The sequence below is a fragment of the Sulfitobacter sp. 1A15258 genome, from assembly GCF_043557045.1.
Classification (GTDB): domain Bacteria; phylum Pseudomonadota; class Alphaproteobacteria; order Rhodobacterales; family Rhodobacteraceae; genus Sulfitobacter; species Sulfitobacter faviae.
This window is the reverse complement of sequence record NZ_JBIFFK010000002.1, coordinates 275,090-291,470: the sequence shown is the minus strand read 5'-3', so window position 1 is coordinate 291,470 and position 16,381 is coordinate 275,090. Positions and strand designations below refer to the sequence as shown.

Sequence of the window (16,381 nt, the reverse complement as noted above, 5' to 3'; positions counted from 1 at the left end):
TCCGCGTGTTCAGAGCCGCGAGAGGCTGAGCGATGAGGTATTAAACGATCGACCGAATGAAAGCCGCGAGCTTCAGCGGTTTGAACGGTTTGTGCAGAATGTGATCTGCCCCGAGGTCGCGAAACTTCTTCTCCGACTCGGGCGAGGTTTTGGCGGTGCACATCACGATCTTCGTGTCGTCCAAATCCGCATTGGCCCGCGCACAGCGCAGCACCTCCATACCATCGGGGGGCGGCATCATCACATCCAGCATGATCACGTCAAAAGACTGCGTCTCCATCGTGGCAATCGCGTCGAGCCCGGTCGCCGCGAAGGTCGGTTCGATGTCATCTTCGGTCATGATCGCAAACTCGATCAACTCGCGGATGTCATCCTCGTCATCAACGAACAACACTCTCATGCCGATGCCCCCTGCTTGGGCGCGGCGCCTGTATCCCGGGCGAAACGCACATAGAACGTGGTGCCGGGGTTCTCATCGCCGTCTTCTTCCGAGCGTGTCTCAAAGCTCACATCGCCATCTTGTCGCAACACCAACTCCCGCGTGATGGCCAGCCCCAGCCCCGTCCCATTCGCTTGGTTTTCGCGAGAGTGCACAGGGTCAGCGAACCTTTTGAACATACGATCATGGGCGGCTCTTGGGATGCCCGGCCCCGCATCGCAGACATAGAACGTGACCCACTGGTCGTCCACCTCGGCACCGATCTTTACCGTGCCGCCGCGCGGGGTATATTTCACCGCGTTGGAAATGAGGTTGGAGAAGATCTGCTGCATGCGCACGGTATCGACCCGCACATAGGCCTCCTGCGCCGCGTCGGGGCCTGTGTGGATGTCGAGTTGCACGTCGCGGTTTACCCCATAGCCGGTGTTGGCCGCGATGGCTTCCGACAGCACTTCCGACACCGCGACCCGCTCAGTCTGGATGCTAAGTTGGCGCTGGTCGATCGCCTGAAGGGTCAAGATATCGTTGACCAGTACCAACAGCCGGTCGGCATTGCGGGTGGCCATCGACAATAGCTTGCCCGCGTTCTTTGGCATGCTGTCGCCAAAGCGGTCATGCAGGATTTCGAGCGACCCGGCGAGGGACGTGAGCGGCGTGCGCAGTTCGTGATTGACCGAGGTGACAAAGGCCGTGCGCGCTGCCACCAGCCGCTCTTCGGCAGAGATGTCCTGAAGCACGTTATAGGCGATGTAATCCCCATGCAGATGCAGCTTCATCACCCGGCATTGCACCGCAACGCTCTCGTTCTCGGCGGTGGTGATCTGAATGCGGTGAACGGCGACGTCTTCGTCCATTTGCGAAAAGGGCGGGACCATGCCGCGCAGCTTTTGCACGGCTTCGATGTCTGAGGACACACCCATCAACGCGCGCGCCTTGCGGTTGGAGCGGTGCAGCTTGTTGTTGTCGTTATAGACGATCAGCCCGTCGCCGACATTCTCAAAGATCGCGTCAAATTCGCTCTGCGCCACGCGGATCCGTTCGCGGTGCCGTTCGGAAGTGCGCAGGGCCTGCGCCAATTGGGTCGACTGCCGCCGCGCGCGGATCGCCGCGTTGATCACCGTCAGGAACAGGATCGTGGCAAGCCCCACGAAAACCAAGGTGCGCTGCCAGTAATTTTGCAGCACCGCCGGCTTGCTGCGCGTCACGTCGATATAGAGGTCCAGCGCCGGAATCTCCTTGCGGGCGCGGAACACGGGCGTATCGGGGTCGCGTGGAGGCCGCCCCGAAACAAAGGCCCGCTCTCCGTTGGAGGTCACCACCTCGACATACATGTCATGTTGCAACCCATCTATTGCCAGCAATTGCGAGTAGTAATCCTCGCCCAGCGAAGACGCCAAGACCCCGCGCGACCGGCCATCCATGCCGATCAAGGGCCATGCAATCGGGGTCAGCCGCCGCCCTGTGGCCCGCGACACGATGGGCACCCCGACCGTATATTCATCCACATCAAGGCCAATCGCCGCCTGAAAATAGGCCCGGTCCCCAAGGTACTGGCCCATAAGCGGCTTCACCGTGGCCCAAAGCACAACCCCATCGGCGCCGATCAGCACAAGCGCATCGACCTGCTCGGTCTCCTGCACGGCGGCATTCATCAGATCACCGTATTGCGCCTCGAACTGCGCGGGGTTGCTCAGACGCGCGGTCGACAGCTCATCGATCAGCCCCCACATCCGCACATTCGCAACCGAGAGAGAGGCATCGACCGCCTGCTCGTAAAGCTCCGCGAAATGCTCAAGCTCCACCTCTGCCCGGGTCGTGGCGCGTTTGTAGTCCGACCAGGTCAGGACCGCGAGCCCCACGAAATAGATCAGAACGGCAGCCGAAATCAGCGCCCAGAACAGGGTCTGCGCGCGCGAAGACGGTTCCGCATCAGCTTTATTGGTGGGCTCAGTGCTGACCATTCTCGGCTTGGTGTCCTATGTCATTGGCGGCAAGGCAGATGCTGCCCGGCGCGCTTGTTATTCCAGCACTTTCGACGCCTTGAATGCCCCGCGCAAGCGAGGTGGCGACAGCCGCGTCCGAGGGCGGCACGACACAAGCGCTGACGCTCAAGGGCCGCGAGGTCCAGCCTTCTTTCACGGTGGCCGAAGCCTCAGCCACGGCTGAGATAAACTGCTGCGCCCGCGCTTCAAGCTGGGCGCGATCCGCGTGGAGCGCGCCATAGACGAAAAGATCATCCTCCCAATGGGCGAACCCGTCTTGCGCGGGGATTTCGACCTTGCCGAAAAGCCCGGCCACGCGGCGCTGAAGCTTTTGCCGCTGCGCGCGCGCCGCATCGGATTGGTCACGGTCGCCATCAATGCGGAAGACGATCAAGCCGAGGTCTTTTTGCATCGCGGGCGACAGCGACATGAGATGCCCCTGAAACCCGGATTTACTGCCCAAAAGGCTGGGCACCGTGGCCTCTGACACGCTCGGCGCGGAACGACGGCGCGCACTGCGGTTTTCGCCCGAACGGCGGCGGTCCAACTCGGATTTCAGCCGCAGGCAACTGCGCATACGGGCCTGAAGCTCAATCCGGTTGAAGGGTTTTGTGACATAGTCGTTGGCCCCCGCCATGAAGGCTTCGGAGAGAGACCCCATGTCTGTTCGGCTGGTCAGCATAATGATCGGTACATCGCTCCATCTGTCCAAGGCACGGATACGGGCGCATAGCTCGATACCATCAATATCGGGCATCATTATGTCCATCAGGATCAGGTCCGCCGTGGCCTCATCGCTTTCGATCGCGTCGAGTGCACTGCGCGGATCGATGAAACTGACGACATCGTCAAAGCCAAGCTCAGAAAGCGTCGCGCTGATGAAATCCTGCGCGATATCCGAGTCGTCGACTGCGATAATTCGTGGGCTCATGATTTTAATTCCACTCGTTAACTCTTTCAAAAACACGCCAACGGCTGTTTTGAAAAACCTCCTCATACCCCGGCATCTGCGATTGCTTCAGCTGCGGGAACCTGCGCAGAATTCTGTCTGCTGTGGCCTGCCCTTCCGCCTGTTGCGGGACCACGATGTACCTTGTGCGCGGCACGCCCCCCTCAAGCGCCCAGTCGTAGGCAGGCTCTCCGGCGATCACCAGCCGGTCGATATTCCCCAGACCGACGACGATCTCGGGGTTTTTCTCAACATCTACCATAATATCGGACTTGTCGCGCAAGAACGAAACGACCTCTCGCGCGGGGCGGGACGCTGCGTTTTCCGCGCCGAGCATCGCGTTGGTCCAAGCGCGGGTCTCGTCATGGGCGACATGGCGCATCACAACCGCCGAGGTCAGCAGCGACAGCGCCAACAGCGCGATGGCAATCGGCTCACGCAAGGATAGGTTCGGCCAAAAGCGGATCGCGGCGGCCAAGACCCCCAACATGGGCGCCAGCGCCATGGCCGGGTCGCCCTCGACATGGAAAAAGACGTTAAGCGTATAGCCGCCCAGCACCGCCCCCACCGCCGCCAAGAGCGGCATGAACAGACGCGGCACCATGATATTGCGCAGGATCGCCACAAGAGCCGCCGGGCCAAGCCCGGCCAGAATGACCAGATGCTGCCGCAAGGTCAGCGGCGTGGCGCTTTCCGACAATAGTGGGATCAGGCGGCTGTCGAAGATCATGCTGACGAACATCAGCGCCCCCACGGCGGCGGCCACGGGATAGAACATCGCCACCAGATAGCCGGTCGAGGAGACCGCGATCATGCTGGGCCGTGCCGCGACGATCATGAAGGGCATCGCCCCGAGGCAAAGCATCAGGCCGTAGCTGTCCGACAGGGCCACCACCAAAAGTCCCACGGCCACTTTCATCATATCCGGCGCGTTGCCCGTGAGGCGCAGATTGACGATCCCGCGCGCGAAAAGCCATGTGCCCAAGATGCAAAACATCGTCTCTGGCCCATCGGCCAAGGCGCGCAGGAAAAACGGGTTCAGCGCCAAAAGCAGCACCACCAGCGCCGAGGTTACGCCCGAAAAGCCGCCCGTATCGCGCAGGTTGAGGAACCACAGGACCAACAGCCCTGCCCCCACCAGCGCGGAGAGCACGAAGGGCACCGGCACCTGCGTATCGGGCAAGACCGCCTGCCCCAAAAGCGACAACGCATAGGGCACGGGCGGGTAGAAAGCATCGCTTGCCTTGAACTGCGCCGGCCCCTCGATCTGCACAATCGACTTGGCCCAGAGGTCGGTCACGTCCATCGACAGGAAGCCATGCGCCTCGGTCCAGCCGAGGGTGAGCAAAAGCAGCAACGCCAGCGCGACAAAGCCGAAAGACCATGAGGCGGCGCGGATCATTGCGCGGCCTCCGTCGCTTCGGCACTGGCTTCGGCGACCTCATTGGCGGTGTGTTTGGACAGGCCGTGCTGGGTCTTTTCCCAGTAGAACGGGTTGAAGATCAACTGCGACAGCGCCTTGTAAGAGGCCACGGTCATCAGCACCCAATAGCCCACCACGGTGATCCCCCAAGGCGCCAGATCGGTCCATCTGCGCCTAAAGGGCGCGACCATCGTAAGGTAGATCAGCAGCCCGTTGCCCGCCAGTAGGTTGACCAGCGACAGGTACAGCACCGGGAGCGGGAAATAGGGGGTAATCACCTCGGTGCCGAAGATCAGCCAGATGGCGAAGATCGACCAGAAGACCGGGTTCAACAGACCCGAGAGCACCGTGCCCCCGATGAAGAAGACAAAGCCAAAGACGCCCGCCGCCCCGACCGATTGCCACAGGTGAATGGGTCTGCGGCTGTGGACGAGAAAGGTCTGCATATAGCCCTTGATCCAGCGCGAGCGCTGGCGCACCCAGTTCGGGATCGAGACATTGGCCTCTTCAAAGGTCGTGGAATCGATGACGCCCACGCGGTAGCCCTTCTGCGTCAGACGAATGCCCAGATCGGCGTCCTCGGTCACGTTGAAGGGATCCCATGCGTTCAATTCGCGCAGCACGTCCATGCGGAAGTGGTTCGAAGTGCCGCCCAGCGGGATCGGCACGCCCAAACGCTCCAACCCCGGCAGCATCAAGTCGAACCACAGCGAATAGTCCAGCGTGAACATCCGCGTCAGCCAGTTCTCCCGCGCGTTGTAATAGTTCAAACGGCATTGGATGCAGGCGGTATTGGGTGCGGATTGGTTGAAGGCGGCGATGACCTTTTTCAACTGATCCGGTTCGGGCTTATCCTCGGCGTCGAAGATTACGAGGAAATCACCCTGCGCATAGCGCAGCGCAAAGTTGCAGGCCTTCGGCTTGGTCTGCGGGTGGGAAGCCGGGACGCGGATGATCTCGAACACGCCTTCAAGGTCAAGCTTGCGCGCCGCGTCGATGGTCTCGTGGTCGCCCTCTTCCAGCACGATCTTGATGTCGAGCTTGGCCAGCGGATAGTCGAGGTTGCGCAGCGCTTGGGCAAGGATCGGCAGCACCTCGGGCTCGCGGAACATCGGCACCAGCACGGTATAGATCGGCAGGTCTTCGTCGCGCAGGAGCGATGCCTCGGCCGCGATGGCCCGCGATGATGTTTCCTGTGCAGCACCGCCGAGCCAGACCAGCAGCGCTTTGAACAGGAAGTTGCCGGTGTAGAACACCGTCAGCAGGACGTTCAGCACGATCAGCGTGACCACGGGGGCAAAGGCCAGCCCCAGCAGCAGCGCCGAGATCATGAGGTAGATCACCAAGATCTGCGGCGGGGTCACGACGTTCTGCGCCGACATGTCGGGGTCAAGCTCGGCCAGCGCAAACACCGCCTCATGCGAATGTTTTTCGCGGAAGGCGCGCTGCAACTGCCAAGACACATCGAAATGCGAGGCCACGACGATGGTCACGCCAGAGCCATAGACCTCACGGATATGCAGCAGCGTGCGCGGGCCGGGGCGCGAGGTGGCCACCGTCAGCGTGCCATCCTCTGCCCGGGCAATCGGCACCGTCATGAATTGGTTCATCACCACCGGATCATACTGGCGGACCAGATCGTCATCGGCTCGGTCCTCGATCAGATCGACCAGCGTCAGCCCGTGGTAAAAGGCGATCTCGCGGTAGAGTGTCTGCGTGGTCAGCCAGCGCCGCGACAGAAGAACCTTGACCAGCGAGACATTCCACTCCTCGGCCAAATCCTCTGCCGCGTCGAGCTGTTCCGCCGTTAACGCGCCACGGTCAAGCAGCAGCGAACCAATGGCTTCGCTTTCGGCATCCAACGGCACGGTGGCTTACGTCTCGTCTTTGCCGCGACGGGCGCGGTAGACGCGCTGGAACACGATCAGCACAAGCAGTGTCACCAGCACCCAGATGGCCCCCACGATCCAGGGGCGGTATTTGGCCAGCATCTGTGCAAGGCTGGTGCGGTCGGGGTAGACGACATCAACGAGCGGGCTGCGGTCGGTGGCGGTGGCAAGGATCACCCCCTCCTGCCCGATCAGCGCGAGATCGCCGCGGTCCAGCATCATGGGGCGTTCGGGCGTCAGCTCTGGTGCAGGGCCATTGCCAGGACGCAGCCACAGGCCACGGGTGTCGCCCCGGGTGACGATCTGCACCACGCCAAGCCGCGACAGGTCTTCGCCCGAATAGATCAGGTTGTCTTGACGGTCGCGCACCTCGATCCGGCCCTGATCGAAGGTGATCAGCGGCTCTGCATCGCCGGGGTTCTGGTCAGAGATTACAAAAAAGGGTTCATCCCCCTCAAGCGCCTCGACAGAGGCGCGCGGCAGGATGGGGGCGCGGTCGGGGATCACGCTGCCCGCGACACCTGCAAGCCACGGCAGGGTCTGCGCGAAATCAAGCGAAAGCGCGGGGTCAAGCACGACCTGAACGCCATCGGCGAATTCCTGTCGCAGGGTAAAAAAGTCCTGATCCTGCGGCGCGGCATCAGAAAGAAGCAGGGCGCTGCCGGGCAGGATTTGCGCCGGATAGCCCTGCGGTTTGAACCGGCACTCGCCGCCCGAAGGCTGACGCTGGATCGACACCCGCAGCAGGTTATCCCGGCCCAGCAGGCCGCTCGGAACCGAAAAGGTCAGCTGCTCGGGCTTGCCGCTGCCAAGGGGGCGGTTGCCCAACAGCGTGTCATTCAGAAAGACCGAGGCCGTCGCCCCCCGCCCTTCGGGGTCAAGCGCTGCGGCGACATGCAGGTTCACGCCAGACACGCCCTTGCCCGCCGGAAGGTCGGAGGATTGGAACGGCACGAAGAAGTCTTCGGTCGAGACCACGGGACGCGGGGTGAGGTCGCCCTCCAGCGCCGACAGCGGCAAACGGTCGTCAAAACGGGCCGGTCCCCCTGCTACATCGACCACGGTCGCGCCTTCGTTCGACAGGGGCGACCACTCCGAGACCAGTTGCCACAGCCCCACCTGTGGATCGCTGCCGCGCAGGTTCAAGACGGGCAGCCCGGCTTCATTGTCCACGGCCATCTCGCTCGCCGCGCCCGAGGTGGTCACGTCCAGTTGGATGACCCCTTCGGACCATGCGCCGGATGTGCTGGCCCCGTCGCCGCCAAAGGTCAGCCGCCCGGCCTCGGCGTCAAACAGCGCAGCGGCGCGGGTCGCAGCGGCCAAGGCGGCGAGGGAGTCGTTGCCCCCGATGGCCAGACGCGTATCCGCAGGGCGCAGCCCGGCGAATGCCGCCGATGTGTCGATCTCAGACGGGTCCAATTGCAAGGTCACGGAAGAAGCCGCCGTGATCTCAAGAAAATCGCCCGAAGCGCGTTCGTCCACGCAGACCCGATCGCTGAAAGCCCCGGAATAGGACAGGCCCACGGCGATGAACCCGCCCGACACGTCCTCGGAGCTGAGCGGGACCGGAACGCTGAGGCGCCCTGCCCCATCGGGCAACGCCTGCGAGGTTACCGGACGGCCCGCGACCGAGACCTGCAAATAGCGATCCACCTCGGTGGTGGCGGCATGTTCAAGCTCAAGCTGCAAACTGCCCGAACTCAGCGCATCTGGGTTGGGCAGCGGGATATAGATCGTCGCATTGCCCGACAGCTGCCGGAAGGACAGACCATTTTGAAAGCCAAGCTCTGCCAGATCGAAGGTCCGCGCGATCAACCCCTCTTGGACCTGTTCTGCGGGGGCATTCGCCACATCCTCACCCGGGGCCGTTTGGGCGTGAACTTGAAACGGCAGCAGGGCCGCCAACAAACCGATTGCGGGATACTTCATGGATAGGCTTTCTTAAATATCTTCAGTGACACTGCGGGCATCGGCCAGAGCCGTTTCAATTATACGAATGTCATCGGTCGACAAGGGCGCAGAGGATTCATCGGCATCTTCGGCCACGCGCAACCCCTTGCGCAGGCGATCTTCGATCTCGGCGTATTCCAGCATCGCGGCATTGCCAGCCAGATCGTGCAGCATGCGGTGGACCTTGCGCGCCTTGGTCTCGCGCGGGTCGGCGCCATCCGTCTCGCGCAGCGCATCGGCCACGGCCTGCAACCGCTCCGGCATCCCTTGAATAAAGCGCTTTCGCGTCGCGGCGACGCGTTGTTCATATGTCTCGGTAGGTGCCACAGATCGTCCTTCGTACCCGCCCGCAAAGAAGCCCAGATAGCTCGTTTAGATTATTGTTCGAAACCTGTCAGAATTATGGCGCAATGGGCGATTTTCTAAGTTTTTAAGCGTGAATGCTCAAAATTTGAGCCGTTGAATTTAGGCAACTGCCCCGCAGCCCAGCGAATGCGCAGCCCCACCTCACCAGCCGGCGCCCTCAGACCAAATGGAAGGCGGGCGCGACATGTCGCGCCCGCCTTCTCTTATCAGCTTTCCAGCGCCGCAAGAATCGCATCGCCGGTGATCGGCAGATGACGCACCCGCGCCCCGGTGGCGTTGAAGATCGCATTGGCAATCGCCGGGGCGATGACCGTGGTCCCCGGCTCTCCAAGACCCACGGGCACTTCCGTGCTCTCGACGAAAGCGACCTCAATCTGAGGCACATCGACCATCCGCAGCGGCGTGTAAGACCCAAGGTTCAGGTCGACGACATTGCCGTCTTCGATCCGCGTGCCCTCATGCAGAGCCATCGACAGACCCCAAAGCGCCGCGCCTTCGCATTGCGCGCGCGCGCCGTCGGGGTCGACCACGGTGCCGCAATCAAAGGCCAGCCACATCTTCTCGACCGCGACGTCACCGGTTTCGGCATCCACCGCCAGTTTGACGGCGGCGGCGGTCCAAGTCGGCATGGTGCGCGATTGGCCAAAGGTGGTGGCGATCCCGATTGCCGTGCCCTCGGGCAACTCTCTCTGGCCATAGCCTGACATCTCGGCCACGCGCTGCAAAACAGCGGCTTGCCGCGACGCCCCGCCCACCGCATTGGGGGCGGAACCTGCGTTGAGACCTTCGGCCTTCAGGTGATCCAGGCGGAACTGCAACGGATCGGCGCCGACTTTATGCGCCGCCTCATCCATGAAGCTTTCCACGGCGAAGTTGGTCCAGCCCGGCCCGACCGAGCGCAGCCAACCGGGGCGGAAGGTCGCATTGGCCAGATCGTTCGAGATCGCCCGCACGCGATGCGCCCCGACCGAATACCAGTGATCGGCACCGTCGATGGCGAAGGGGTCATAGGGTTCTTCGTTGACGCCCTTGGGCATGAAACCCGGCGCCATCACCTGCGTCGGCCAACCGGCGGCGGCGTGATGCTCCATCCCGGTGATGGCCTTGCCCTCATCGAAAGCCATGCGCAGCTTTTGCACCGAAGGCGAGCGGATGCTGTCGAACTGGGCGTCTTCCTCGCGGGAGAAGACCAGTTTCACCGGCTTGCCCACGGCCTTGGAGGCCAGCGCGGCGGGCACGATGTAATCCCCGTTCAAGCGCCGGCCAAAGCCACCGCCCAGCATATAGCTGCGCATCACGATCTTGTCGGCGGGCACCTCCAGCGCGACCGCTAGTGTCGGCAAAATCAGCGATTGCCACTGGTTGCCTGCATGGGTCTCCCAAACGCCATCGGCGTTTTGGAAGACGGTCGCGTTGACCGGCTCCATCTGGAAGTGCAGCACGGATTGCGTGGTGTATTCAGCCTCCAGCGTCTCGGCGGCGGCATCGAAGGCGGCGCGGGTCTCGGGCTGCTCGGTATGCAGGATCGACCCGGCATCGCTGTCGATCAATTCGCGAGAGCGGGCTTGGATATCGTCTTCGGAGACATCCGCCGTCTCGCCCGCTGTCCAATCGACGCTGATCTCATAGGTGGCCATCCGGGCGGCATGGAGCGTCTTGCCCAGCACCACGACCCAGCCCGGCACGGTGCCCGAGGGATCGTCCAGCACCACAGTCTCAAGATAGCCTTTGACCTCTTTCGCGGCGCTGTCATCGACGGAATTCACCTTGGCGCCATAGCGCGTTGGCGGCAGTATCGGCACGCCGTAGACCATGCCGTCGACCTTGGCATCCAGCCCATAGATCGCCTGCCCCGTGGTTTTCGTATCCAGATCAAGCGGATGCACGTCCTGCCCCACGAGCCGCAGATCGGCATGGGGTTTCAGCGGCAGGGCCGCCAGCTCGTCTTCGGTGAAGCTGCGGTCAAGACCCTCGGCCACCAGATCCCCATAGCTGATGCTCTGCGTGCCATCGGTCACCGCACCGTCGCGTGCGGTCAGACCCGAGGCATCAACACCCCATTTGGCCGCTGCGGCTTCAATCAAGGCGGTCCGGCCAGCGGCCCCCGCCTGACGGTAGACCGGCCAGCTTTGCCAGATCGACCAGCTGCCGCCGGTGACCATCAGTCCCCATTTCTCAGCCGTATCGACATGGGTGATGTGAACATCTTCCCAAGCGACTTCCAACTCATCCGCCAGAATACGCGCGATGGCGGTGCCGACGTGCTGGCCCATCTCGGCGCGGATGATATTGACGTTGACCTGACCCTCGGCGTCGATCCAGTACCACATCGAAGGCTCAAACGGCTGGCCGTTGGGCGCGATCGGTGTGCCGTCCGGCACGGCAGGGTTCATCGCGGCGTTCGACGCCTGTGGGAAGCCAAAGGCAACGCCCGCGGCGGTCATGGACACCAAAAACCCACGGCGGGTCATTTGCGATTTATTGTCGGAGCCTTTCAGGCGGGACATCAGATTAGCCATTGTCGGAGCCTCCCATTGCGGTGGCGGCGTCGCGCACGGCTTGACGGATACGGGGATAGGTCATGCAGCGGCAGAGGTTGCCGGTCATCACCGCGTCGATGTCTTCGTCGCTGGGGTTGGGCGTGTCTTGCAACAAAGACGCCGCCTGCATGATCTGGCCCGACTGGCAATAACCGCATTGCGGCACGCGCAGGTTGCGCCATGCTTCTTGAACCGGGTGCTTGCCCTCTTCGTCCAGCCCTTCAATCGTGGTGACCGACAGGCCCTCTACATCCGCGAGATAGGTGATGCAGGACCGTGTGGCGGTGCCGTCGATATGCACGGTACAAGCGCCGCATGCGCCGATGCCGCAGCCGAATTTCGTGCCGGTGAGGCCGATCTCATCACGGATCGCCCACAATAGGGGCATGTCCGGGTCGGCATCGACAGAAATCGCCCGCCCGTTCAATTCGAATTTTATCATGAAGTGGTGTCCCTTGGGGTATGCTTTGCCTGAAGGGAGCGCGCGTATAGCTGCCCTGATTGAGCCGCTGTACATAGGTCTAATGGCCGGGGATGACAGCGCAAGACTGCGCTGATCACGCGATTGTCAGAATGGTCGCGCGCCGCGCGGTCAGACGTGCTGCCCGCCGTTCACCTCTATCTCGGTCCCCGAGACATAGGAGCTTTCTTCGCTACACAGGAAATAGATCGCCCGCGCGACCTCATTCGGCTGGCCAAGGCGACGCATGGGGATGTCACGCACGATCTTGTCGGTGCCCTCGCTGAGGATCGCCGTCTCGACCTCGCCCGGTGCGATCGCATTCACACGCACGCCAAGGGGGCCGAAATCATGGGCCATCTCGCGCGTCAGCGCCGCCAGCGCCGCTTTGGAGGTGGCATAGGCCGCCCCGGCAAAGGGATGCACCCGCGACCCGGCGATGGAGGTGACATTCACCACTGACCCGCGCCCGGCGGAAAGCTCATCCTGAAGCCCGCGTGCCAGAACTACGGAGGCGAAGAAATTCACATGAAACACCTCACCCCATGTCCGCAGATCGGTGTCGAGCGTGCTGAGCCGGGCGCCATCCTCGCCCTTGGGCGAGACGCCCGCGTTGTTGACCAGAGCATGCAAAGGGTTGCCGCCCAAAAGCCTTTTGACCTGCGCGACCGCCTCGATCGTCTGGTTCGGATCGCTGAGATCGACCTGCACATGGTCCTGCGCCCCGCCCGGCCAAGGGCATTCGGGTGAAAACGCCTGCCGCGAACAGCCGATCACCCGCCAACCCTTGTCGGCGAAAGCCTTGGCCGTGGCATGGCCGATGCCCCGGCTGGCACCGGTCAGCAGCAGCGTCTTTTGGTCGTGATCCACAGGTTTCATCGTCTGATCCATCTTGGGCGCAGCGGCTGAGGTAGCGCCCTAATCGGCCGCCGCCAGCGCGCGTTCATAGTCCTGCCCCGGAATAGCGTCGAGCAGGCTGCGCGTATAGGCGGTATCGGGGTCGTGCAGCACTTTGCTGACCGGCCCCGCCTCAACGATCTGGCCCTTTTGCATCACGATGATCCGGTCGCAAATCCGCGCCGCGACGCGCAGGTCGTGGGTGATGAAGAGCATTGACAGATGCAGCCGGGTCTTCAACTCAGCCAGCAGGTCCAGCACCTGCGCCTGAATGGAGACGTCGAGAGCCGAGACGGCCTCATCCGCGATGATGATCGACGGATCCAGCGCTAGCGCGCGGGCGATGCCGATCCGCTGCCGTTGCCCGCCCGAAAACTCATGCGGGAAACGTTTCATCGCGCTGTCGTCCAGCCCGACCAGTTCCAGCAACTCGCGCGCCTTGGCCTTGGCCTCCTTATCCGGGGTGCCATAGGCAACCAGCCCCTCGGTAAGGATGCGCGACACCCGCGCGCGGGGGTTGAGCGATGAGAACGGGTCTTGAAAGATCATCTGCAACTTGCGCCGCTGCGCCCGCAGTTCTGGCCCCGACATCTCTGCAATGTCGACGCCGTCCATCAACACGCGGCCCCCGTCAGGATCGAGCAGCCGCACCAGACAGCGCCCGACGGTGGATTTGCCTGAACCAGATTCCCCGACGATGCCGATGGTTTCGCCTGCGTAAAGCTCGAAGCTCACGTCCTGCACGGCTTTCACCACCCGGCGCTTGCCGAAAAGCGTGCCGGAGCCGGTCGAAAATGTCTTTTGCAGCCCTTCGACTTTTAGAAGCGGTTTGCGCTCGACCTCTTCCACGGCCTCGGTCTTCGTCAGCCGGGGAATCGCGTCGATCAGGGCGCGGGTATAGGGGTGCTGAGGTTTCAACAGCACCTCTTGGGCCGGGCCTGCCTCGACGATCTCGCCCTTTTTCATGACGATCACCCGGTCGGCGATATCAGCCACCACGCCGAAATCATGGGTGATGAAGATCACCGCCATGCCGCGTTTGCGCCGCAGGTCTTCGATCAGCGTGAGGATCTGCGCCTGCGTGGTCACATCGAGCGCGGTGGTCGGCTCATCCGCGATCAGAATGTCCGGCTCCAACGCCAAGGCCATGGCGATCATCACCCGTTGCCGCTGCCCGCCAGAGAGCTGGAACGGATAGGCGCGGATCGCCGCTTCGGGGTCGGGGATGCCGACTTCCTCCAACAGTTTCAGCGCCCGCGCGCGGCGCTCGGCCCCGGTGAGCGCGCCATGGGCCTCGAAGACCTCAGCGATTTGCGCGCCGATACGCATCAGCGGGTTCAGCGCACTGAGGGGTTCCTGAAAGATCATCGAGATGCGGCTGCCGCGCAGCTTCAGCATCTCTTTCTCCGACAGGCCAAGGATCGACTGGCCGTCGAAGGTGATGTTGCCCTTTTCGGGCAACACCCCTTGCGGCAGCAGCCCCATCACCGCATTGGCCGACATGGATTTGCCCGAGCCGCTTTCACCGACGATGCAGAGGATTTCGCCCGGGGCGAGGTCAAAATTAATGTCCTTCGCGGCATAGAGCCTATCGGCCCCGACCGGCAGAGCGATGGACAGGTCACGGATGCTAAGCAGGGTCATTCGGATTTCCTCGTCAATCGCGGGTTCAGCGCGTCGTTCAGACCTTCGCCGATCAAGTTCAGCGCCAGCACGGTCAAAAGGATCGCCATGCCGGGCAGGAAGGACAGCCACCAAGCGGTGCGGATCACGGTGCGCGCAGCCCCGATCATATAGCCCCAAGACATGATGTTCGGATCGCCCAGCCCCAGAAAGGACAGCGAACTTTCTAGCAAGATCGCCTGCGCCACCATGAGCGAGGCCAGCACGATGATTGGCGGCAGTGCGTTGGGCAGGATGTGGCGGGTGATGATCTGAAGGTTGCCGAGGCCCGAGAGGCTCGCCGCCTCGACGAACTCACGGGTTCTGAGCGACAGCACCTCGCCCCGCACCAGACGCGCGACCGGGGGCCATGACACGATGGAAATCGCGATGATGACGAAGGTCAGGCTGGGCTGGAAGATCGCCAAGAGCACGATGGCGAGCGCAAAGCTCGGGATGGTCTGAAAGAACTCGGTAAAGCGCATGAGCGCGTCGTCGATCCGGCCTGCGAAATACCCCGCCGCGGCCCCCACCGGCACGCCGATAGCCAGCGCCACAATGGTCGAGACCAGCCCGACCAGCAGGCTCACATAAGCGCCATGGGCAAGCCCCGCCATGACATCGCGGCCAAGCGCATCGGTGCCCAGAAGCAGCCCGTCTTGGGTGAAGGGCGGCAGGAAGGGGCGCTGCACCATTTTCCACGGGCTCTGCGGAAAGAGGATGGGCGCAAGGATGGCGGCGGCTATGACGAAAGTCAGGATGACCAAGCCGATTACCGCGCCACGGTTATAGCTGAAACGTTTCCAAAAGCTCATCATGTCGTCAGCCTTATCCGCGGATCAACAATGACATAGATGACATCCGTGATCAGGTTGAACAGCAGCACCATGGCCGCCGAGATGTAGAAGACCCCGAGGATCACGTTGTAATCCCGCTGGTTGATCGCCTCGAACATCAGCCGCCCGATGCCGGGCCAAGCAAAGACGGTCTCGGTCAGGATGGCCCCGCCAAAGATTTGCCCGGCCTGAAGCCCGGCCAGCGTGATCACCGGCAAGAGTGCGTTGCGCAGGATGTGCCGCCGCTGGATCACACCGCGGTTCAGCCCCTTGGCGCGGGCGGTTTTCACGAAATCCAGCCGCGAGACTTCGAGCATCGAGGCCCGTGTCATGCGCATGTAGATCGCCGTGAAAAACAGCCCCAGCGTCGAGGCCGGCAAGATCAGATGTTTCGCCACATCCAACACATGGGCGAGGCCCGTATAACCCGCACCGATAGTGGAATAGCCAAAGCCCGGCAACCATTCGAGCCAGACCGAGAACACCAGCGTCGCCATCAGCGCCACCCAAAAGAGCGGAGTTGCATAGAACAGCAGCGCGAAGGTCGAGATGATCGTGTCACCCCACCGCCCCTGCCGGGCAGAGGCCGCAACACCGGCGGTCACGCCCAGCACCAGCGACAGCACGAAGGCCACGCCGGTCAGCAAAAGCGTCGCGGGCAGGCGGTCGCCGATCATCTCGGCCACTGGCATCTGCTGGCGGAAGGAATAGCCAAGGTCGAGCTGCACCGCGCCTTTGATGTAAATCCACAACTGCATGTAGAGCGGCTGGTCCAAGCCGAAACGCGCCCGCAGGTCTGCAAGAAATTTCTCGTCCGCCGCCCCGGCTTCGCCCGCCATGACCGCCGCAGGGTCACCCGGTGCCGCATGGATCAGCAGGAAATTGAAGACAAGGATCGCCAGCAGGATAAACACTGCCTTGACCAACCTGCCCAATATGAAACGTATCACGCTATCCGCCCCGTGTTGTTCTGTTAGATGCCCGAGCC

General features: G+C 62.5%; 13 protein-coding genes. All 13 read right to left on the bottom strand.

All coding sequences use genetic code 11. From position 1 onward, the window contains the following. Positions 1-40 precede the first annotated feature (40 nt). The 13 genes from ACGYK9_RS05480 to ACGYK9_RS05420 all read right to left on the bottom strand — a co-directional run bounded on the left by ACGYK9_RS05480 (position 41) and on the right by ACGYK9_RS05420 (position 16,343). Positions 41-400 (bottom strand): response regulator, encoded by a 360-nt coding sequence (locus ACGYK9_RS05480; RefSeq protein WP_394413516.1) that lies wholly within the window; start codon positions 398-400, stop codon positions 41-43. Continuing rightward, positions 397-2,400: an ATP-binding protein gene (locus ACGYK9_RS05475; RefSeq protein WP_394413513.1), complete on the bottom strand. Its 2,004-nt coding sequence runs from the start codon at positions 2,398-2,400 to the stop codon at positions 397-399. The genes ACGYK9_RS05480 and ACGYK9_RS05475 overlap by 4 nt, the downstream gene beginning before the upstream one ends. Next, positions 2,387-3,352, bottom strand: coding sequence for a PleD family two-component system response regulator (locus ACGYK9_RS05470; protein WP_394413510.1), 966 nt, complete (start codon positions 3,350-3,352; stop codon positions 2,387-2,389). Before ACGYK9_RS05470 ends, ACGYK9_RS05475 begins: the two co-directional genes overlap by 14 nt. 4 nt (positions 3,353-3,356) lie before the next feature. Then, positions 3,357-4,772, bottom strand: a complete 1,416-nt coding sequence (locus tag ACGYK9_RS05465; protein ID WP_394413507.1) for a hypothetical protein — start codon at positions 4,770-4,772, stop codon at positions 3,357-3,359. Next, entirely contained in the window at positions 4,769-6,661 is a 1,893-nt protein-coding gene (locus ACGYK9_RS05460) for a glycosyltransferase family 2 protein (protein ID WP_394413504.1), read from the bottom strand. The genes ACGYK9_RS05465 and ACGYK9_RS05460 overlap by 4 nt, the downstream gene beginning before the upstream one ends. 6 nt (positions 6,662-6,667) lie before the next feature. Next, on the bottom strand, positions 6,668-8,611 hold the full coding sequence (locus tag ACGYK9_RS05455) for a hypothetical protein (RefSeq protein WP_394413501.1): 1,944 nt from the start codon (positions 8,609-8,611) through the stop codon (positions 6,668-6,670). Between the two features lie 12 nt (positions 8,612-8,623). Further along, positions 8,624-8,959, bottom strand: a complete 336-nt coding sequence (locus tag ACGYK9_RS05450) for an Hpt domain-containing protein (protein WP_394413498.1) — start codon at positions 8,957-8,959, stop codon at positions 8,624-8,626. A 245-nt stretch (positions 8,960-9,204) separates the two neighbouring features. Continuing rightward, positions 9,205-11,505 carry a molybdopterin cofactor-binding domain-containing protein gene (locus ACGYK9_RS05445; RefSeq protein ID WP_394413495.1) on the bottom strand — a complete coding sequence of 767 codons (2,301 nt, stop codon included), beginning with the start codon at positions 11,503-11,505 and terminating at the stop codon, positions 9,205-9,207. A gap of 4 nt (positions 11,506-11,509) precedes the next feature. Beyond that, a complete protein-coding gene (locus ACGYK9_RS05440) occupies positions 11,510-11,980 on the bottom strand; it encodes a (2Fe-2S)-binding protein (RefSeq protein ID WP_394413492.1) in 471 nt (156 codons plus the stop codon). A gap of 150 nt (positions 11,981-12,130) precedes the next feature. Further along, positions 12,131-12,877, bottom strand: coding sequence for an SDR family NAD(P)-dependent oxidoreductase (locus ACGYK9_RS05435; RefSeq protein ID WP_394413489.1), 747 nt, complete (start codon positions 12,875-12,877; stop codon positions 12,131-12,133). Between the two features lie 39 nt (positions 12,878-12,916). After that, positions 12,917-14,539 carry an ABC transporter ATP-binding protein gene (locus ACGYK9_RS05430; protein WP_394413486.1) on the bottom strand — a complete coding sequence of 541 codons (1,623 nt, stop codon included), beginning with the start codon at positions 14,537-14,539 and terminating at the stop codon, positions 12,917-12,919. Then, positions 14,536-15,375, bottom strand: coding sequence for an ABC transporter permease (locus tag ACGYK9_RS05425; protein WP_271689235.1), 840 nt, complete (start codon positions 15,373-15,375; stop codon positions 14,536-14,538). The genes ACGYK9_RS05430 and ACGYK9_RS05425 overlap by 4 nt, the downstream gene beginning before the upstream one ends. Continuing rightward, positions 15,372-16,343, bottom strand: a complete 972-nt coding sequence (locus ACGYK9_RS05420; RefSeq protein WP_271689234.1) for an ABC transporter permease — start codon at positions 16,341-16,343, stop codon at positions 15,372-15,374. The genes ACGYK9_RS05425 and ACGYK9_RS05420 overlap by 4 nt, the downstream gene beginning before the upstream one ends. Between the last annotated feature and the right edge of the window lie 38 nt (positions 16,344-16,381).

Excerpts from the sequence above, each read along its gene's own strand:
- ACGYK9_RS05470 (WP_394413510.1), bottom strand. The coding sequence starts at position 3,352 with ATGAGCCCACGAATTATCGCAGTCGACGACTCGGATATCGCGCAGGAT.
- ACGYK9_RS05465 (WP_394413507.1), bottom strand. The coding sequence starts at position 4,772 with ATGATCCGCGCCGCCTCATGGTCTTTCGGCTTTGTCGCGCTGGCGTTG.
- ACGYK9_RS05430 (WP_394413486.1), bottom strand. The coding sequence starts at position 14,539 with ATGACCCTGCTTAGCATCCGTGACCTGTCCATCGCTCTGCCGGTCGGG.
- ACGYK9_RS05445 (WP_394413495.1), bottom strand. The coding sequence starts at position 11,505 with ATGTCCCGCCTGAAAGGCTCCGACAATAAATCGCAAATGACCCGCCGT.
- ACGYK9_RS05435 (WP_394413489.1), bottom strand. The coding sequence starts at position 12,877 with ATGAAACCTGTGGATCACGACCAAAAGACGCTGCTGCTGACCGGTGCC.
- ACGYK9_RS05455 (WP_394413501.1), bottom strand. The coding sequence starts at position 8,611 with ATGAAGTATCCCGCAATCGGTTTGTTGGCGGCCCTGCTGCCGTTTCAA.
- ACGYK9_RS05475 (WP_394413513.1), bottom strand. The coding sequence starts at position 2,400 with ATGGTCAGCACTGAGCCCACCAATAAAGCTGATGCGGAACCGTCTTCG.
- ACGYK9_RS05425 (WP_271689235.1), bottom strand. The coding sequence starts at position 15,375 with ATGATGAGCTTTTGGAAACGTTTCAGCTATAACCGTGGCGCGGTAATC.
- ACGYK9_RS05440 (WP_394413492.1), bottom strand. The coding sequence starts at position 11,980 with ATGATAAAATTCGAATTGAACGGGCGGGCGATTTCTGTCGATGCCGAC.
- ACGYK9_RS05480 (WP_394413516.1), bottom strand. The coding sequence starts at position 400 with ATGAGAGTGTTGTTCGTTGATGACGAGGATGACATCCGCGAGTTGATC.